Genomic DNA, 16,742 nt, shown 5'->3' on the forward strand with positions numbered 1-16,742 from the left:
CTCGCCATGCCTTTTTGCATGGCACGATTGCGCGCAACTCATATTGACTATATAGTCGATTTGACTTAATAGCCTAAATCGAAATCGAGCCACTCAGCTCGGCTCGCCCTTTCACAGTTCCCTGCAACCTCGACCTTTCGAGCGGAGGCTTCCATGCGCCTGTCGTCGCGTCATTTCCTGTTGGCCGGTATCGCCGGCCTTTGTCTTGCCGGTTGTTCACAAAAGGAGGCCGAGGCGCCGGCAGCGCCACGAACGGCCCGCGTGGTGGTGGTAACGCCCCACACGTTCAAGCTGGTAACGCAAGGCGCCGGCCGCATCCAATCGCGCTATGTCAGCCAGGTTGGCTTCGAGGTCGGCGGCCGGCTCGTCACGCGCGATGTCGATGCTGGCGCAATGGTCAAAAAGGGCCAGAAGCTCGCGGAACTCAGCGCCGTCGATTACCAGAACAAGGTCACCGCCACGGCGGCGGACCTCGACGCGGCCAAGGCCGCACTTGCTCAGGCTGCCGCCCAGGAAGAAAGGTTTCGGCTTCTCCTCGGCAAAGGCTTCGCCACCCATTCGCAATACGATGACGCGCTGAAGTCGCTGCGGAGCGCGCAAGCGCAAGTTCAGGCGACCGACGCCAATCTGCGCATCGCACAGAACCAGCTTGCCTATACCGAACTCAAGGCGCCCGACGACGGCATCGTGACCGCGACCGGGGCAGACCCCGGTCAGGTGGTGGTCGCCGGACAGATGGTGATCGAGATTTCGCGCAATGACGAGCGCGAAGCCGTCTTTGCGGTCGCGAGCGAGGACATAGTCAGGGCAAGCCTTGGCATGCCGGTGAATGTTGCGCTCCAGGCCCACCCTGAAATCGCGGTGACAGGCACGATCCGCGAGATTTCGCCCGAGGCCGACAGCGCCACCGGCACCTATCAGGTGAAAGTTGCGGTACCTGCTCCGCCCCCGCAAATGCGGCTCGGAGCAATCGTTGTTGGTCGTGTCGAAAGCGACGAAGGTCATTTAGTCGCGACACTTCCCCCGAGCGCACTGCTGCAGTCCGGAGACCAGCCCCAGGTTTGGGTGGTTGGCAAAGACGACAAGGTAGAGCGGCGCAAGGTCCAACTGCTCGAGTTCGATGCAAGTTCCGTCACCGTGAGCCAGGGGCTGGCCGCGGGCGACAAAGTAGTGGTCGCCGGGGTGAATTCCCTTGCCGACGGCGAAGTGGTCAAGCCCAATGCGGAGGTCGAGTGATGGCCAGCTTCAACCTTTCCGAATGGGCCGTGCACAACCGCTCGATTGTCGTCTTTCTAATGCTCGTCTGCGTTGCGGCCGGTATCACTTCTTACGAGCGTCTCGGTCGTCAGGAAGACCCGGATTTCACGGTGCAGACCATGGTGGTCCAGGCAAACTGGCCGGGAGCAACCGCTGCAGACACGCAGCAGCAGGTGACGGACCGGATCGAAAAGAAGCTCGAGGAAACCCCGAACCTCGATTACCTCAAGAGCTACACCAAGCCAGGCCAGGCGACGATTTTCGTCTACCTTAAGGAGTCCACCAAGAAGCGCGACCTCGACGGCATCTGGTATCAGGTCCGCAAGAAGGTGAGCGACATAAGGCAGACGCTGCCGCAAGGCGTGGTCGGCCCCTTCTTCAATGACGAGTTTGGCGACGTCTTCGGCACCATCTACGGGATAACCTATGACGGTTTCAGCCCGCGTCAGGCACGCGACTTCGCCGAGACCGCGCGGGCCGAATTCCTGCGTGCTCCCGATGTAGGCAAGGTCGACATCTACGGTGACCAGGACGAGAAGGTCTATCTGAATTTCTCACCGCAGAAGCTCGCCAATCTTAAGCTCAGCCTCGACGACGTGCTGTCGGCAATCGCCCGCCAGAATGCCGTTGTGCCTGCCGGAATCATCAACACGCCCAGCGAGAACGTGCTGGTCGACATGACTGGTTCCCTGTTGGCACCTGATGACATAGCCAAGCTCAATCTGTCGGTGGGAGGGCGGTTCTACAAGCTCTCGGACATCGCCGAGGTGCAGCGCGGCTATAGCGATCCGCCCGGCAAGATGTTTCGCGTCAACGGCAAGCCGGCCATCGGTATCGGCATCAACATGCGCGATGGCGGCAACAATCTCGATTTCGGCAAGGGTCTCCACGCAGCGGCCGAGCGGCTCAAGCAGCGTTTCCCGGTCGGCATCGAGCTCAATCTGGTATCGGACCAGCCCGAGGTCGTGCGTGAGGCGATCGGCGAATTCACCAAGGCGCTCCTCGAAGCCGTCGCAATCGTGCTCGTCGTGAGCTTCCTCAGCCTCGGCCTGCGCGCCGGCCTGGTGGTCGCCCTGTCCATCCCGCTCGTCCTTGCCATCGTCTTCGCATTCATGGAGTTCGCGGGTATCAGCCTGCAGCGCATTTCGCTTGGTGCGCTCATCATCGCGCTCGGCCTTCTCGTCGATGACGCCATGATCACGATCGAGATGATGATCTCCAAGATCGAAGAAGGCATGCCGAAGATCAAGGCAGCAACCTTTGCCTACACGTCCACCGCCTTTCCAATGCTGACGGGAACGCTGATTACGCTGCTCGGCTTCCTGCCGATCGGGTTCGCGGACAACAACACCGGGCAATACACCTTCTCACTGTTTGCCGTCATAGGGGTGGCGCTCATCGCCTCATGGTTCGTGGCCGTGATCTTCGCTCCGGTACTCGGGCTGACCCTCTTGCCCGCGCACATGAAAGCGCATGGGGAGGCCGAACCAGGACCGTTCATGCGGCTGTTCCGGCGCCTGCTGGCGTTCACCATGCGGCACCGTTTTCTCACCATCGCCGCATCCCTCATTGCCTTTGGCGCTTCACTTTACGGCATGGGCTTCGTCCAGCAGCAGTTCTTCCCGGCCTCCAACCGGCCTGAACTCCTGGTGACGATGACGCTGCCCAAGAATGCCTCGATCACCGCTACCGAGGCACAAACGGAACGGCTGGAGAAGGTCCTTGCGGGTGACGCCGATATCGAGCGCTTCTCCTCCTATGTCGGCGGCGGCGCCATCCGCTTCTACCTGCCCCTGGATGTGCAGCTCGACAACGACTTCATGGCCGAGACCGTCGTCGTGGCCAAGGACCTTCAGGCGCGCGATCGCGTGCAGGCCAAACTGCAGACGCTGTTCGCCGACAATTTTCCGGACCTAACTGTGCGCATTTCACGCCTGGAATTGGGGCCGCCGGTCGGCTGGCCGGTGCAGTACCGGGTGAGCGCGCCTACTCCCGAGGATGCCCGGAAGTATGGCGAGCAGGTAGCCGAAGTCCTGCGGGCTTCCGGCCTTGTGGAGACCGTCAACTTCGACTGGGGCGAGAAGAACAAGGCGCTGCGCATCGTCGTCGACCAGGACCGTGTCCGGCAGGCGGGGCTAAGCTCCGAACAGCTCTCCCAGGCGCTCAGCCGCGTGCTCAACGGCTCGACGGTCACGCAACTGCGCGATTCCATCTACCTGGTCGACGTGGTCGCACGCGCTCAGACCGACGAGCGTTCCACAATCGAAGCCCTGCGTCACCTTCAGATCACCACGCCCACGGGTGCATCCGTTCCGTTGCGCGAGCTCGCCGATTTCAAATACGAACTCGATGACGGGTATGTTTGGAGACGCCAACGCCTGCCCACCATCACAGTCCAGGCACAGCCACTGCCGGGGCTGCAGCCGGCCTTCGTTCACCAGCACGTTGCCGCTGCGCTGGCCACGCTTTCCAAGTCGATGCCGGCGGAAACATCGATCGAGACCGGCGGCACGGTGGAAAAGACCGCGCTCAGCAACGCCGCCCTGTTGGCCCAGTTCCCGCTGATGATCACCTTGATGCTTACGGTTTTGATGGTCCAGCTCGGGAGCTTCAGACAAGTGGCCATGGTCATCAGCGTAGCGCCTCTCGGGCTCATCGGAGTCGCGATCGCGCTGCTGACAACCAGTACGCCGATGGGCTTCATCGCGACGCTCGGGATCATTGCGCTCGCCGGCATGATCATCCGCAACTCGGTTATCCTGGTGCACCAGATCGAGCATGAGCGGGCCCAGGGGATCGAGCCATGGAAGGCGGTGATCGACGCGACCGTCCACCGGTTCCGGCCGATCATGCTCACCGCGGCCGCGGCGATCCTGGGCATGATTCCGATCATGCACGACGTTTTCTGGGGGCCGATGGCTTACGCCATCGTCGGCGGACTTGCCGTCGCCACCATGCTGACGCTGGTTTTCCTGCCGTCCCTTTATGTGACGGTGAACCGGATCCGGGAAAGCGACGAGCCATCGGTGGCGCCAGAGCCAAGCATCGGTGCAATCCCGATCCTGGCCTTGTCGGACTGAGAAAGGAGAACGGCCATGCTGGAAACACGCCCCACTCTCCTTGACCGCTTTCTTGCGACCGACGCCACCATGTGCGCAGAACCCGACGGGACCACGCGACAATATGTCGACAAGATGCTGTCCGCGGCGCTGCAGGAGGCACAATCGGTCGCGCGTTCCTACGATACCAAGGCTCAGATCGTGGGCGTGGGCTACATCCTCGCCCTCAACCTGATCCTGCGATTTGGTGATCTGCTGCCGTCGCACGCTCCACTCGGACCGCTGTTCTACGTGGCGGTCTGGGGGATCGTCATCATGCCGATCATGCAGTTCGGACAAGTGCTCTATCCGAGCCGAAAGCGAGCGGACAAGGAACTCAACCGCAAAATAGCTGGCGCCTGCGCTATCCCGCCCGTCTACCATGTGGACCCTGGATATTTCGCCGATGTGCGCGAATTGGTTCACCTGGCGCTGCAATCCGATTGGACCTCGGTGGTATCCGCTGAACTGCTGAAAACCTCACGCGTGAGAGAGATCAAACAGGCGCGCTTCCATCGTGCCCTGCTGATGACCGTCGTCTCCTTCGCCGTCCTTGGAGGCGAACAGCTTTTCCGCAGCTTCGCCTTGGCTTGAATAGAAACCGAGTCAGGAGCTTGAGAGCTATGCTGAGGATCATCCTGCTTGGCCTGTGCGCAATTGAGCTTACGGGCTGCATCGCCGCCTATTCACGCGATGGCGTGCCGACGGAACGCATGGCTGCGGCCGAAGTGAGTGGCTATCCCAGCGACATACGAGTCTGGGGCGATTCAGACGAAAGTTTTCCGCCAGATCGTCTCATCGCATTCCGCGACGAGAGAATTCAGGCGGCAAAGGCGGATCCGTCGATGAAGCCGCGGGAGCTCGCCGCCCTTACGATTTCGGGCGGCGGCAGCAGCGGCGCCTTCGGCGCCGGGATCCTCGCAGGCTGGACAAAGGCCGGCACGAGGCCCAGGTTCGATATTGTCACCGGCATCAGCACCGGATCGTTGATTGCGCCCTTCGCGTTCCTTGGCCCAGCTTATGACGATCGCTTGAAGCATGCCTTCACCACAATAAAGGACGCCAACATCTATACGGAGCACAGCTTCCTCGGCGTTCTGTCGAGCGCATCGTTCACCAGCAACGCTCCCCTTGCCAAAATGCTGGACGAAGAAGTCACCGAAGACATGCTGGATCAGATCGCCGCAGAGTCCGGCAAGGGACGGAGGCTCTTCATCGGAACGACCAACCTTGATGCGGATCGGCCTGTCATCTGGGACATGGGCGCCATCGCGGCGAGCCATCGGCCGGACCGGCTGCAGCTCTTCAAGCAAGTTATCCTGGCCTCCACCGCCATCCCCGGAATTTTCCCGCCCGTCGAACTGAAAGTGACCGCCGCCGGAAAAACCTACCACGAAATGCACGTCGACGGTGGCACCAGCAACCAGGTCTTCTTAATGCCCGCAGGCTTGAGCTTGCGCGAGCTTGATCGGACGTTCCACGGTCGGGTCAAAGCACGCCTCTATATCATCCGCAATGGCCGGACGACGCCGGCGCCAGGGGTCGTCAAGGCTACGCTGCCCGACATCGCGGAAAAGGCGGTCTCTTCCCTGATCAAGACGCAAGGGATCGGCGATCTCTACAGGCTTTACGCTATATCCAGGCGCGACGGCATCGCCTACAACTTCATAGATGTTCCGGCAGACTTCACCGACGAGCCAAAAACCCCGTTCGAGAATAAGTTCATGCGGGCGCTGTTCAAAGAAGGCTATGAAATGGGCCGCGGCGGCGTGCCATGGAAAAACGTGCCGCCCGGATTTTCGAGATGAGCTGGCGGAGGCCGTTGTGGCCGGCCGATCATCTCGCAGCGCTCCAAAAGTCGGCCTGAATCTTGACCACGAGCTATTTTTCCCTCCTCTACCTGTCGGATCGGCGGACGCTCCACAAGCAAATGGATCCGCGGTATCTCCACCGATATGGAAGGCATGCGAGCGAACGGCAGCTTACGGGATCGTCATCCGGGGCCTTGAATGTCGTGGATTGGGCGCAAAGCCGCCGCCCGCTCGCTACAGCGCTGTTGAGGGCGCTCTCGCGGGCGGCTCAACGGTCGCGTGTGGCTATCTGTTCAGCCGCACCAGCGTGTGCGGCTCGACACCCAGCGCGTCTGCGATGCGCCCGAGCACGGTGACACTTGCCGAAACGTGTGCCCGCTCGATTGAGCCGATGTATCTAGCGCTAAGCCCTGCGCGCTCTGCCAGCTCTTCCTGCGTCAGCCCTTTGCTGCTTCTGATTTGACGCAAGTTGCTTGCAAAAACTTCCTTGAGGTCCATTCCCAGAGATAGCTCAGGAATGGAACGATCATTCCAGGAACGATAGTTCCTATTCGGCATTCAATATGATATGGAGGAGATGCCTTCCAGCAAACGAAAAGGCTCACCCGCATGGACAGATTCGATAGACAACCCGCATTGGAAAGTCGGTTCGATGACCGAGCACTGCACCTTTGGTCCCACCAGCAGCGAGCCCATCACGTCGCGCTCCTACTGTGCCGAATACAGCAACGGCTGGAGAGCCGAATGTTGGTCAATACCGGAATTCCGGTATTGACGGATCTGGCAGCATCGGGCTCCGGAAATAGCCTCCGAGCGACGCAGATCGCGGCCTGGCAGACAGTCGATGGGAGACAAGAGTTTGCGGTTGCACGTGAAGCGGAAGTGCTCGGCGTGACGGAGGAGTTGAAGCATCTGGACGCAATCCCCGATGTCACGGCGACCTCGCTTGCTGGAGTGGTCGCCAAGCTGGAGATGATCGTTGGAGCAGACAGGGAGATCGACGATCCGTCTGACTTCCCCTGGCCGCACATCGCGTCGGTGCTTCGGGACATGAAGGCGATCGTTGGAGACATAGGTATGGATCGGCCGGAGAGGGCGACGGTCCGCGCCGACATCGCCAGACATTGGGAGGCGGCAGCCAAGCTGGTCGCAGCCCTGGAGGAGGAAGATGCCTTGGAGCGATGAGGCCAAACCGGTTGAACGAAAGCTGATCCGTCATCGTGCGAATGATGGTTCTGGCGAATACATAGGTCGTTCCGCTTTGACGGGTTGCTGGGGCATATTTGGGCCATGTCCCACCCGGCTCGCAAAGCGACCTCTGCGGAACTGTCACGGGTCCGCCTCGGTACATTGCCGATCGACCTGTATGACTACCTACACGTTGAGCCGCGTCCACGCGTTGGCCGACCGGTTCAACACGATCCACGCGAGTGGCGCGTTACCGACAATCTGCCAAAGCCCGTCCCTGTCACTTCCCCGGAAATCGACGCGTTCGAGGCGTGGTTTGGCGACATCTTCGATCAGCTTTTCGGAGATCGCCCATGAAATGACAGGGAGACAGTGCTTATGAAGACGGCTTCACAACAGCAGCAGTCTACAAAGGGATCGCGGGCAGTCCTCTACCTTCGCGTATCCACGGCCCGCCAGGCCGAGCACGATGTCTCCATTCCCGACCAGAGGCGCCAAGGTGAGGCTTACTGCGTCTCTCGTGGCTATGAGCTGGTCAATACCTTTGTCGAGGCAGGCGCATCGGCCACCAATGACAAGCGTCCAGAGTTCCAGCGCATGATCGAGGAAGGCACATCAAAGCCTTCCCCCTTCGATGTCGTGGTCGTTCATTCCTTCAGCCGATTCTTCCGCGATCACTTCGAGCTTGAGTTCCATGTCAGGCGGCTCGCCAAGAACGGCGTAAGACTTGTGTCGATTACCCAGGAGATGGGTGACGATCCAATGCATGTCATGATGCGCCAGATCATGGCTCTCTTCGATGAGTACCAGTCGAAAGAGAACGCCAAGCATGTGCTCCGCGCCATGAACGAGAATGCCAGGCAGGGCTTCTGGAATGGGGCGTTGCCTCCGATCGGCTACCGGATCGTTGCGGCAGAGCAGCGCGGATCGAAGACCAAGAAGAAGCTGGAGGTCGATCCGCTGCACGCCGACACCGTCCGATTGATCTACCGCCTCTTTCTTCAGGGCAATGGAATCTCAGGACCAATGGGCGTCAAATCGATCGCCTGCCATCTGAATGAGACCCGGTTGTTCACACGAGACGGCGGTCTCTGGGGACTGGCGCAAATCCACGCCGTCCTAACCCGAACCACCTATATCGGCGAACACCGCTTCAATACGCGCAGCTTCAAGGGCAGGGCAAAGAAGCCGGACGACGAGGTTGTCGTCATGGCGGTGCCGGCAATCATCGAGCGCAAGACCTTCGATGCGGTGCAGGCGCGTCTCAAATCTCGCCATCCAATGGTGACGCCACCCAGGGTCACCACCAGTCCCGTTCTCCTTACCGGTATCTGCTTTTGCGCAAAGTGCGGAGGAGCCATGACGCTCAGGACCGGCAAAGGCTGCACTGGCACTATGTATCGTTACTACACCTGCTCGACACGCGCCCGCCAGGGCAAGGCCGGTTGCCAGGGCAAATCGATCCCCATGGCCTTTCTGGACGACCTGGTTGCCAATCATCTGGAGAAGCGGCTTCTCAAGCCAGAACGGCTCACCACCATTCTTGAGGCTGTCCTGGGCCGGAGGCAGGAACGCACTGAGCGCCGCCGCGAGCACCTGGGCGAACTGAAGCGGAAGATCACCGAGACCGACCAGCGCCTCAATCGGCTCTATGACGCCATTGAGGCTGGCGTCATAGACATCAACGATCCTGCTCTCAAGGATCGCATGGCGGGTCTCAAAGCCATCAAGGAACAAGCCACGACAGATGCCGAGCGCATCGAGGCTTCGCTCGACAGCACCGGCGACCAGCCCATTACTTCCGAAATGGTCACCACATTCGCCCGCGCCGCTCGCGAGCGCATGCACGATCCGCGTGGCGGCTACCGCCGCGATCACCTGCGAGCGTTGGCGCAGCGGATCGAAGTGGCCGAGAAGGAAGTCAGAATCATCGGATCAAAGTCCGAATTGCTCCAAACCCTGGTCGCGGCATCAGGCGAAGAAACGGCGGTGGCGGGAGTTCGCAGTTCTGTACTGAAGTGGCGCACCCGACAGGATTCGAACCTGTGACCTCTGCCTTCGGAGGGCAGCGCTCTATCCAGCTGAGCTACGGGTGCTTCCCGGGAAAACGAACCGGCCGGTGGGCCGGCCAGCCACGGCTTCATAGCGGAAGCCGGCCGTGGCTTCAACGGCCAATTGGCGATTGTGCGGCGGCCTGAGACGGGCTCCCCTCGACGCCTCGGCTTCGCCGAGCCGGCAAGCCGGGCGAGCCGCGGGCCCCGCCGCCGTTCGGACGTCCCATTTTGTCGAGGAACCCAAGCTCTGCGGCTTCACCCCTCCGCCTCCACCTTCGCCACCCTCCTTCTCACCGCCCTTGTCGCCCGCTTCTGCTTCTTTGCACCCGCCAGCTCGTGCATGGCGTCCAGCTGCATCTGCTGCATTTCGGCCAGCCGCTGCCATTGGCGCGAGATCAAATAGTCGAGCTTTTCGTGCAGGTGGCGCACTTCAAGCTCGGCTTTCAGGTTCACCCGGTAGTCGTTGAAGGAGCGCAGCCGGTCTTTGGCTTCCTGCCGCTTCTGGCTCATCATGATCACCGGCGCCTGGATGGCGGCTATGCAGGAGAGCAGAAGGTTGAGCAGGATGAACGGGTACGGGTCGAAGGCGTGCGCCAGGCCGGCGATCAGGTTGATGCCGATCCAGACCAGAAGCACGGTGCCGAACGAGATCAGGAACCACCAACTGCCGCCGAACTCGGCCATCGTGTCGGAGACGCGGTCGGCGAAGGAGCGGTGCTCCTCGAACTCCTCTTCCGAGTTTTCCGAGATCGTGTCCTGTCTCGCGATCGATTCCACCACCTGGCGGTCGAGCTCGGAGAACTCGCCGTGCTCCTGCTGCAGCAACTCCTCCATGTAGCGCATGCGGTAGCGGCCGAGCTCCTCGCGGCTGATGCGGGCGCCGCGCGGCAGGTCGGGATGGTCGGAGCGGATGCGGTCGGCAAGGCTGGGCCGCAGGTCGTCGATGCGCACCAGGTCGCGCTTGCGGAACTTCCGCCCCGATATCGCTGAGGGTTTTTTCTTCGGCTTGATCCGGCCGGGCACATGCGGCTCGGAATCCGGCACTTCCGGCGCTTCGAGGATCTCGTCGGCTCCGTGCTGGGCATCCTCCAACACGGTTTCCGCCTCGAGATATTCGCCGGCGACATCGTTCTCGTTGTCCGCCTGCTTCTGCGCGGCTGCCTTCGGGTCGCTGGCCATGGTCGGTGCTCCTGTTCGAGGCTTTGCGATACGATACGCCAAGCCGGCGCGGCATATCCATGGCCAGTATGAATCTCGTGTGACAGAACAAGTTCTTGTGATTGGGCGGGCAGGGTAAGGAGCGCACGGCGACGCGCGCAATTGCATAGCGCAGCGACGCCGTCAGCGATTATCCGCTGCCTCGATGGTAATCCAGAGCGAAAAAAGGCCCCAATCCGCGCAAGCTGCCTGGACAAGTCACCCCTGGCGCAATCGTCTCCGCCGCCTGGCCTTGATCCAGATCAAGCTGGCCCCTGTGGCGGGCCTGATAGGCTGACTATATCGAGATCAGGCCTGACCGTTCAGGCTCCCGCCACCTGGGCCGCGCGCAGCGCCCCGCAAATGAGGGACCGCCACCATGTACAAGAAAATCCTGATCGCCACTGACGGCTCGGAGCTCGCCCAGAAGGGCGTCGGCCACGGGCTTGAGCTGGCCAAGGGGCTCGGCGCCGCCGTGGCTTTCGTCACCGTCTCCGAGCCGTTCCCGACGCTGGCCTGGGGCGGCGCCATGGCCGGCTATGTCGCCGCCGAGGAGCTCACCAATTACGAGGAAAGCGCGCGCAAATATGCAAGCGAGGTGCTCGACAAATGCAAGGCCGAAGCCGATGCCAAGGGCGTGGCCTCCAAGGGCATCCACGTCGAGAACAAGGCGCCGGCCGAGGCGATCCTCGAGGTTGCGGGCGCCGAGGACAGCGACCTCATCGTCATGGCCTCTCACGGCCGTCGCGGCCTCGGCCGCCTGGTGCTTGGCAGCCAGACGGCGGAGGTGGTGTCGCTGACGCAGATCCCGGTGCTGGTGGTTAGATAAACGGTTGGTGGGGCGACGCCTGCCAATGAGGTCGTCATTCCAGGGCGGAGCGACGCGAAGCGTCGCGCAGACCCTGGAATCCATGCCATTGCGCCCGCCGACGAATGCAGCGGTGCAGAAAAAGCCTGTCTACGCTGGTGTTCCGGCACCATTGTCTGCACCGCCGCAACGTTCACAGGTCACGGCATGGATTCCAGGGTCTGCGCGCGTCGCTTCGCTCCTTGCTCCGCCCTAGAATGACGGTAGAACGGCTTCGCCCTCCTTCACGCGCCATTCTGAAAAGAGTGCGGCAGCGCCGCTCCTCTTAGCCCGCTCTACTGCGCCGGCAGCAGCAGCGGCGAAGTGGGCGACGCCAAATCCGGCGACGGCAGATCGGACGCCGGCTGGCCAGCCTGCATCGACGCAGGGGTCGCGGAGCCCGGTGCCAGCAGCCCTGGCAAAGCCGAGTCCGGCGGCGCCATGCCGGGCAACGGCGAGCTCGGCTGCTGCCCGGAATACATCAGCCTGGGCTGGCCGGCATCGGCGATCGCCGGCCCCATGCTGCGCTGGATCAGCGCCTCGACATGGTCGTTGCGCTGGCGTGCGCTGTCGGCGCCCATCACCACCACGATCAGGTGCCGCCCATCGGCATTGTAGGAGGTGACGATGTTGTAGCCGGAGGCACGAATGTATCCGGTCTTGATGCCGTCGACGCCACGCACGCGGCCCAGCATGTCGTTGTGGCCGCGCACCAGCCGGCCGCGGAACATGAAGTCGCTTTCCGAAAAATAGTGGAAGTGCTGCGGGAAACGGTGCTCCAGCGCCATGCCCAGCACCGCCATGTCGCGCGCCGTGGTCACCTGGCCATCGTCGGGCAGGCCGCAGGCATTGCGGAAATTGGTGGCGGTCATGCCGAGCTGGCGCGCCTTCGCGGTCATCATGGCGGCGAACTGGTCCTCTGAGCCGCCGCCCAGATACTCGCCCACCGCCACCGCCACATCGTTCGCCGACTTCACCACCATGGCGCGGATGGCGGAATCGACGTCGATCGTCTCGCCGCGCCGGAAGCGCAGCTTCGTCGGCGGTTGCGAGGCGGCGTGGTCGGAAACCGGAATCTGCGTCTGCTTGGTGACGCGGCCGGACTCCAGCGCCTCGAACAGCATGTAGAGCGTCATCATCTTGGTCAGCGACGCGGGATAGCGCTGCGACCTCGAATTGACCTCGAACAAGGTCTTGCCGGTCGAGGCATCGACCACGATCGCCGCATATTTCTGCGGCTGCGCCGGGACAGCGAGCACGCTTTCCGGCGGCGCGGCCGTGGTGCAGCCGGCGACGAGCAGGAGCAGGGTCATCGCGGCGATGAGTTTCTGAAGGAAAGGGAAGGGACGGGGCAAGACGGTTCTAAAGCTGTTGCTGAGATGCGGCGAAGCTAACGTACCGCATATGCCGCGTCCAATGGGTTAACGGCGGCAATAAGGCATTTGCCCAGGTTTTGGAGGTTCGAGCTGTCGCCGAAGCTGCCAGTTTCCCCCTTGCGGGACCCCTTGTGGGGAGGATCGATCCGCGTAGCGGATCGGGCTGGGGGTCGAAAGAATTCTTTCTTTGAGCCCCACCCCGTCGACCGGTCTCCGCTTTGCTCCGACCGCTCGCCGACCCTCGCCACAACGGGGAGGGTGAGGAACTGATGCAAATTGCCAATCGCCCCGCTTGCGCATCCGCCATCGCGCAGGCTTTTCTTGCGCCCGAAAGATTCGGGGAGAGGTATTCATGGACACGCTCACCATCGGCGCAAAGGGCATCTCGGTTTCGCTCGATCTCGCAGTCGGTCACATTAGTGCCATGGAGGTCGAGGCCGAAGGCCGCCTCCTGAAGCCCCTGCACCGCGCGCCTTGGGTCGGCTCGCCGCGCGAGACATTGCCCGCGAACCTCCCCGAAGGCACGGTGCGGCTCTCAGGCGACTTTCTCTGCGCACCTTTCTCCACCAGCGACGTCGAGACCGCGCCCCTGCATGGCTGGCCGGCCAACAGCGAGTGGGACGTCGTCGACAACGGCGCGGTTCCCGGAGGCTGGCGCGCCGTCTTCCGGCTGCGCCGCAAGGTCATGGGTGCCACTGTCGACAAGGTCTTCACGCTGCGCGACAGCCATCCTTTCCTCTACCAGGAGCACATCTTTTCCGGCGGCGCCGGCGCGATTTCCGTCGCCCATCATCCGATGACTGCGATGGCGGGCGGCGGCCGGCTCGCCTTCTCGCCGAAGCGCATGGCCGTCACGCCGCCGATGCCGCCGGAGCCCGATCCGGCGCGCGGCCGCTTCATGCTGGCCTATCCGGCTCGCGCCACCGACCTCACAAAGGTCCCGCTCGCCGCCGGCGGCACAACCGACCTCACCGACTACCGCATGGAGGACAGGCGCGAGGATTTCATCACCCTGGTCGAGGCGGATCACAGCGGCCCGGGCTGGACGGCGATTGCCCGCCGCGCCGAGCAGGATCTGGTTCTGGTGCTGAAGAACCCGGCCGAGCTGCCGGTCACCATGTTGTGGTTCTCGAATGGCGGCCGCGACTACGCGCCCTGGAGCGGCCGTCACGTCGGCGTGCTCGGCGTCGAGGATGGCCGCGCGGCCGTCGGCCACGCCGCTTCGCTCGGCGACAACTGGTTGAAGCATGAAGGCGTGGCCACAGCCTTTGCGCTCGCCGGAGGACGGTCGGTGTCGTTCCGCCATATCATCGGCGCGGTTCCGTTCGCGGACGTGGAGCCGCCGAGCGGCTTGGAATCGGCGCCCGACCGCCTGCGTGTCCTCGCTGCCGGCGGGGCAGCGCGGGAGGTGCCGTTCGACGGCGGGTTCCTGCGCATCGGCCGCTCGGTTCCTGATTGAGACCTCGGCCAGCGCCTGAGAGTTCGTCATTCCAGGGCGACGAGGATGGACACCTCGGCTAACCTCGAAGGTGCGCAGGCCGCCTAAACTTCGGAACGAGGTTTGAATTTTCCGCCGACACCCGCCAAGATGTCGGCTGAACCGCAGCCGGAAAGCCGCCGATGTCCGAGATCGCCCATATCACAGCCGCCATCTTCAAGCGCGCCGGCGGAGCCAGGCGCTTCGTCGTCGCCATTGCCGGTCCGCCCGGCTCCGGCAAGTCGACACTGTCCGCTGCATTGCATGAGCTGCTGCCGGAAGGCACATCCGAGGTCGTACCGATGGACGGCTTTCATTATGACAATATCATTCTCAACCGCCGCGGCCTGCGACCCCGCAAGGGCGCGCCGGAAACGTTCGATTTCGCCGGTTTCGAGACGCTCTTGAAGCGCATCCGCTCGGGCGAGCCCGATATCGCGATTCCCGTGTTCGACCGCAGCATGGAACTGTCGCGCGCGGCGGCCGAAATCGTCGGCACCGACACCAAGTTTATCCTGGTCGAGGGCAACTATCTGCTGCTCGACGAGGAGCCGTGGTCGCGGCTGGCGCCTTTGTTCGATTTCACCATCTTCGTCGACGTGCCGAGGGCTGAGCTCGAAAGCCGCCTGATGGAGCGCTGGCGCGAGCACGGCAAGTCCGACGAGGACGCCCGCGCCTGGATTGCCTCCAACGACATGCCCAACATCGAGCGGGTGCTGGCGCGGCGCCGGCCGGCCGATATGGTCGTTGGTTCCTTGGTTATTGGTTAACCTGCTCAATTTTCAATATTTTCCGGCGGGAACTTTAAGGTTTTCAGGCCGTTATGACGCTATCCCGAATTGTCCGGCGCCGGAGCAATTCCAGGAAGGCGGGCGAACGCTTTCCCTCCGAAACTGCGAACCGAGAATGCAGGAGCCGTCAGATGGCAACGAACAGCAGAAAACCCGTGGCCAAGAAAAGCAGGGCCAACCAATCCAGGGCAACGCAGGCCAAGGCCGGCGCCGGCCCCGCGATCGCGGAGCGGTCGAACGATGCCAAGCCGGCTTTCGGCAAAGCGGCGCCAAAGAAAGTGACGCCTGGCGCGGCTCACAAGGCCGCGGCCAAGAGCGCGAAACACGCCAAGTCGCCGGCAAAAAAATCGGGGCCGATTCGCACCGTGGCCAGCGTCGCCACAGGAGCGGTCGTCGCCACCGCGCGGCTCGCGGCTTCCGTGTTCGGCCGCGGCGGCGCCAAGGCCAAGGCGAAGTAGGCCGTTTACGCGATTCCGGACGGCGAAGTCGCCGAGCCGGACCTTCGCGATTGGCCACCACGACAGCTCGGTCGTCATTCTAGGGCGGAGCAAGGAGCGAAGCGACGCGCGCAGACCCTAGAATCCATGCCGTGACGCTAGAGCGTTGCTGCGGTTACAGAATTCTGCACCGTTGCACCTTACGGCAAGAGCCACGGGATGGCTACTCGGGTCAAGCCCGAGTATGACGACGTCACGGGGGTTTCGGCTAATCTCCAACGTGGGCGCTAGCCGCCCGCTTAGCCCACCGCCACCTTCAGCCAAAGCGCCTTTTCGCCGAGCGTCGAAACCAGCCCGGCATGGGCCGCGATCGACCTCAGTCAAGCGCGCCCGCAGGGCTTTTTTTGTTGCGCCCACCGCTGCACGTTTCCCGAAGCTGCCTCAGCCCTTCGTCGGGATGGCCAGGCCCCTCTTCACCGCCGGCCGTGCCAGGCCACGCTCCAGCCACTCGGCAACGGCCGGGAAATCGTCGAAACCGACCAGGTCGCGCGCCTCGTAGAAGCCGATCAGGTTGCGCACCCAGCCCAGCATCGACACATCGGCGATGGTGTAGTCGTCGTCCATGATCCACTTGCGGCCCTTCAGGCGCGTTTCCATAACGCCGATCAGCCGCCGCGACTCGTCGCGATAACGCTCCAGCGGCCGCTTGTCGGCAATCTCGCGCCCGGCGAATTTGTGGAAGAAGCCGACCTGCCCGAAGATCGGGCCGATCGCCGCCATCTGGAAGAACACCCATTGGATCGTCTCGTAGCGCCGCGCCGGATCGGCGGGAATGAGCTTGCCGGTCTTGTCGGCCAGATAGAGCAGGATGGCGCCGGATTCGAACAAGCCGATCGGCTTGCCGCCCGGACCGTCCGGATCGATGATCGCCGGTATCTTGCCGTTCGGATTGAGCGACAGGAATTCCGGCGTCCAGCTCTCATTCTTGCCGATATCGACATAATGCGGCTCATAGGGCAGGCCGATCTCCTCCAGCGCGATCGACGCCTTCACGCCGTTGGGCGTCGTGGCGGAATAGAGCTGCAGGCGCTCGGGGTGCTTGGCCGGCCAGCGCTTGGCGATCGGAAAGGCGGACAGGTCGGTCATCGGAAACTCCGGATGCGGATCGGCGGCGGGCGGCGCTCACGGCGGGTCAGGGAGAATTAGGAC

Annotated in this window: 14 protein-coding genes and 1 tRNA gene; 10 read left to right on the forward strand and 5 right to left on the reverse strand. The window is 62.7% G+C overall.

What is annotated here, in order from left to right:
* The first annotated feature begins 153 nt into the window (after positions 1 to 153).
* Genes FJ425_RS03730 through FJ425_RS03745 form a run of 4 tightly spaced genes read left to right on the forward strand, consistent with a single transcriptional unit; the run spans position 154 to position 6,163 of the window.
* Positions 154 to 1,236, forward strand: a complete 1,083-nt coding sequence (locus FJ425_RS03730; RefSeq protein WP_140721870.1) for an efflux RND transporter periplasmic adaptor subunit — start codon at positions 154 to 156, stop codon at positions 1,234 to 1,236.
* Positions 1,236 to 4,337, forward strand: coding sequence for an efflux RND transporter permease subunit (locus FJ425_RS03735; RefSeq protein ID WP_281407499.1), 3,102 nt, complete (start codon positions 1,236 to 1,238; stop codon positions 4,335 to 4,337). Before FJ425_RS03730 ends, FJ425_RS03735 begins: the two co-directional genes overlap by 1 nt.
* Before the next feature lie 15 nt (positions 4,338 to 4,352).
* The gene (locus FJ425_RS03740) at positions 4,353 to 4,949 is read left to right on the forward strand and encodes a hypothetical protein (RefSeq protein ID WP_181174828.1); all 597 of its coding nucleotides are present in this window, start codon (positions 4,353 to 4,355) and stop codon (positions 4,947 to 4,949) included.
* Positions 4,950 to 4,978: 29 nt separating this feature from the next.
* Positions 4,979 to 6,163, forward strand: coding sequence for a patatin-like phospholipase family protein (locus FJ425_RS03745; RefSeq protein ID WP_140721876.1), 1,185 nt, complete (start codon positions 4,979 to 4,981; stop codon positions 6,161 to 6,163).
* 288 nt (positions 6,164 to 6,451) lie between these two features.
* Here FJ425_RS03745 and FJ425_RS03750 read toward each other — a convergent pair whose 3' ends face one another.
* On the reverse strand, positions 6,452 to 6,664 hold the full coding sequence (locus tag FJ425_RS03750; protein ID WP_095790296.1) for a helix-turn-helix transcriptional regulator: 213 nt from the start codon (positions 6,662 to 6,664) through the stop codon (positions 6,452 to 6,454).
* Positions 6,665 to 6,910: 246 nt separating this feature from the next.
* Here FJ425_RS03750 and FJ425_RS03755 point away from each other — a divergent pair, with 246 nt between their 5' ends.
* Together FJ425_RS03755 and FJ425_RS03765 are read left to right on the forward strand one after the other, a co-directional pair.
* Entirely contained in the window at positions 6,911 to 7,351 is a 441-nt protein-coding gene (locus tag FJ425_RS03755) for a hypothetical protein (RefSeq protein WP_140721879.1), read from the forward strand.
* A gap of 381 nt (positions 7,352 to 7,732) precedes the next feature.
* Entirely contained in the window at positions 7,733 to 9,403 is a 1,671-nt protein-coding gene (locus tag FJ425_RS03765) for a recombinase family protein (protein WP_140721882.1), read from the forward strand.
* Here FJ425_RS03765 and FJ425_RS03770 read toward each other — a convergent pair.
* Together FJ425_RS03770 and FJ425_RS03775 are read right to left on the reverse strand one after the other, a co-directional pair.
* A tRNA-Arg gene (locus tag FJ425_RS03770) sits at positions 9,374 to 9,450 on the reverse strand. The two genes, FJ425_RS03765 and FJ425_RS03770, sit on opposite strands and share 30 nt — an antisense overlap.
* Before the next feature lie 213 nt (positions 9,451 to 9,663).
* A complete protein-coding gene (locus FJ425_RS03775; RefSeq protein ID WP_140545619.1) occupies positions 9,664 to 10,587 on the reverse strand; it encodes a DUF1003 domain-containing protein in 924 nt (307 codons plus the stop codon).
* A 397-nt stretch (positions 10,588 to 10,984) separates the two neighbouring features.
* Here FJ425_RS03775 and FJ425_RS03780 point away from each other — a divergent pair, with 397 nt between their 5' ends.
* Positions 10,985 to 11,434 (forward strand): universal stress protein, encoded by a 450-nt coding sequence (locus FJ425_RS03780; protein ID WP_140633782.1) that lies wholly within the window; start codon positions 10,985 to 10,987, stop codon positions 11,432 to 11,434.
* A 314-nt stretch (positions 11,435 to 11,748) separates the two neighbouring features.
* Here the strand turns inward: FJ425_RS03780 and FJ425_RS03785 are convergent, their stop codons facing one another.
* The gene (locus tag FJ425_RS03785; protein WP_140546145.1) at positions 11,749 to 12,765 is read right to left on the reverse strand and encodes a D-alanyl-D-alanine carboxypeptidase family protein; all 1,017 of its coding nucleotides are present in this window, start codon (positions 12,763 to 12,765) and stop codon (positions 11,749 to 11,751) included.
* 415 nt (positions 12,766 to 13,180) lie between these two features.
* Between FJ425_RS03785 and FJ425_RS03790 the strand changes: the two genes are divergently transcribed.
* The 3 genes from FJ425_RS03790 to FJ425_RS03800 all read left to right on the forward strand — a co-directional run bounded on the left by FJ425_RS03790 (position 13,181) and on the right by FJ425_RS03800 (position 15,554).
* Positions 13,181 to 14,287, forward strand: coding sequence for a hypothetical protein (locus FJ425_RS03790; RefSeq protein WP_140546146.1), 1,107 nt, complete (start codon positions 13,181 to 13,183; stop codon positions 14,285 to 14,287).
* A 161-nt stretch (positions 14,288 to 14,448) separates the two neighbouring features.
* The gene (locus FJ425_RS03795) at positions 14,449 to 15,075 is read left to right on the forward strand and encodes a nucleoside triphosphate hydrolase (RefSeq protein WP_140546147.1); all 627 of its coding nucleotides are present in this window, start codon (positions 14,449 to 14,451) and stop codon (positions 15,073 to 15,075) included.
* A gap of 152 nt (positions 15,076 to 15,227) precedes the next feature.
* Positions 15,228 to 15,554 (forward strand): hypothetical protein, encoded by a 327-nt coding sequence (locus tag FJ425_RS03800; protein WP_140628254.1) that lies wholly within the window; start codon positions 15,228 to 15,230, stop codon positions 15,552 to 15,554.
* Between the two features lie 420 nt (positions 15,555 to 15,974).
* On the opposite strand, the gene FJ425_RS03805 is transcribed toward FJ425_RS03800, so the two are convergent.
* On the reverse strand, positions 15,975 to 16,679 hold the full coding sequence (locus FJ425_RS03805) for a glutathione S-transferase N-terminal domain-containing protein (protein ID WP_140628257.1): 705 nt from the start codon (positions 16,677 to 16,679) through the stop codon (positions 15,975 to 15,977).
* Positions 16,680 to 16,742 lie beyond the last annotated feature (63 nt).

The sequence above is a fragment of the Mesorhizobium sp. B2-7-2 genome (genome assembly GCF_006440775.1).
In the GTDB taxonomy this organism is placed as follows: domain Bacteria; phylum Pseudomonadota; class Alphaproteobacteria; order Rhizobiales; family Rhizobiaceae; genus Mesorhizobium.

Bases quoted from the DNA above. Each gene is read 5' to 3' on its own strand.
- FJ425_RS03765 (WP_140721882.1), top strand. From the start codon at position 7,733: ATGAAGACGGCTTCACAACAGCAGCAGTCTACAAAGGGATCGCGGGCA.
- FJ425_RS03730 (WP_140721870.1), top strand. From the start codon at position 154: ATGCGCCTGTCGTCGCGTCATTTCCTGTTGGCCGGTATCGCCGGCCTT.
- FJ425_RS03740 (WP_181174828.1), top strand. From the start codon at position 4,353: ATGCTGGAAACACGCCCCACTCTCCTTGACCGCTTTCTTGCGACCGAC.
- FJ425_RS03780 (WP_140633782.1), top strand. From the start codon at position 10,985: ATGTACAAGAAAATCCTGATCGCCACTGACGGCTCGGAGCTCGCCCAG.
- FJ425_RS03750 (WP_095790296.1), bottom strand. From the start codon at position 6,664: ATGGACCTCAAGGAAGTTTTTGCAAGCAACTTGCGTCAAATCAGAAGC.
- FJ425_RS03755 (WP_140721879.1), top strand. From the start codon at position 6,911: ATGTTGGTCAATACCGGAATTCCGGTATTGACGGATCTGGCAGCATCG.
- FJ425_RS03790 (WP_140546146.1), top strand. From the start codon at position 13,181: ATGGACACGCTCACCATCGGCGCAAAGGGCATCTCGGTTTCGCTCGAT.
- FJ425_RS03745 (WP_140721876.1), top strand. From the start codon at position 4,979: ATGCTGAGGATCATCCTGCTTGGCCTGTGCGCAATTGAGCTTACGGGC.
- FJ425_RS03805 (WP_140628257.1), bottom strand. From the start codon at position 16,679: ATGACCGACCTGTCCGCCTTTCCGATCGCCAAGCGCTGGCCGGCCAAG.
- FJ425_RS03735 (WP_281407499.1), top strand. From the start codon at position 1,236: ATGGCCAGCTTCAACCTTTCCGAATGGGCCGTGCACAACCGCTCGATT.
- FJ425_RS03800 (WP_140628254.1), top strand. From the start codon at position 15,228: ATGGCAACGAACAGCAGAAAACCCGTGGCCAAGAAAAGCAGGGCCAAC.
- FJ425_RS03795 (WP_140546147.1), top strand. From the start codon at position 14,449: ATGTCCGAGATCGCCCATATCACAGCCGCCATCTTCAAGCGCGCCGGC.
- FJ425_RS03785 (WP_140546145.1), bottom strand. From the start codon at position 12,765: ATGACCCTGCTCCTGCTCGTCGCCGGCTGCACCACGGCCGCGCCGCCG.
- FJ425_RS03775 (WP_140545619.1), bottom strand. From the start codon at position 10,587: ATGGCCAGCGACCCGAAGGCAGCCGCGCAGAAGCAGGCGGACAACGAG.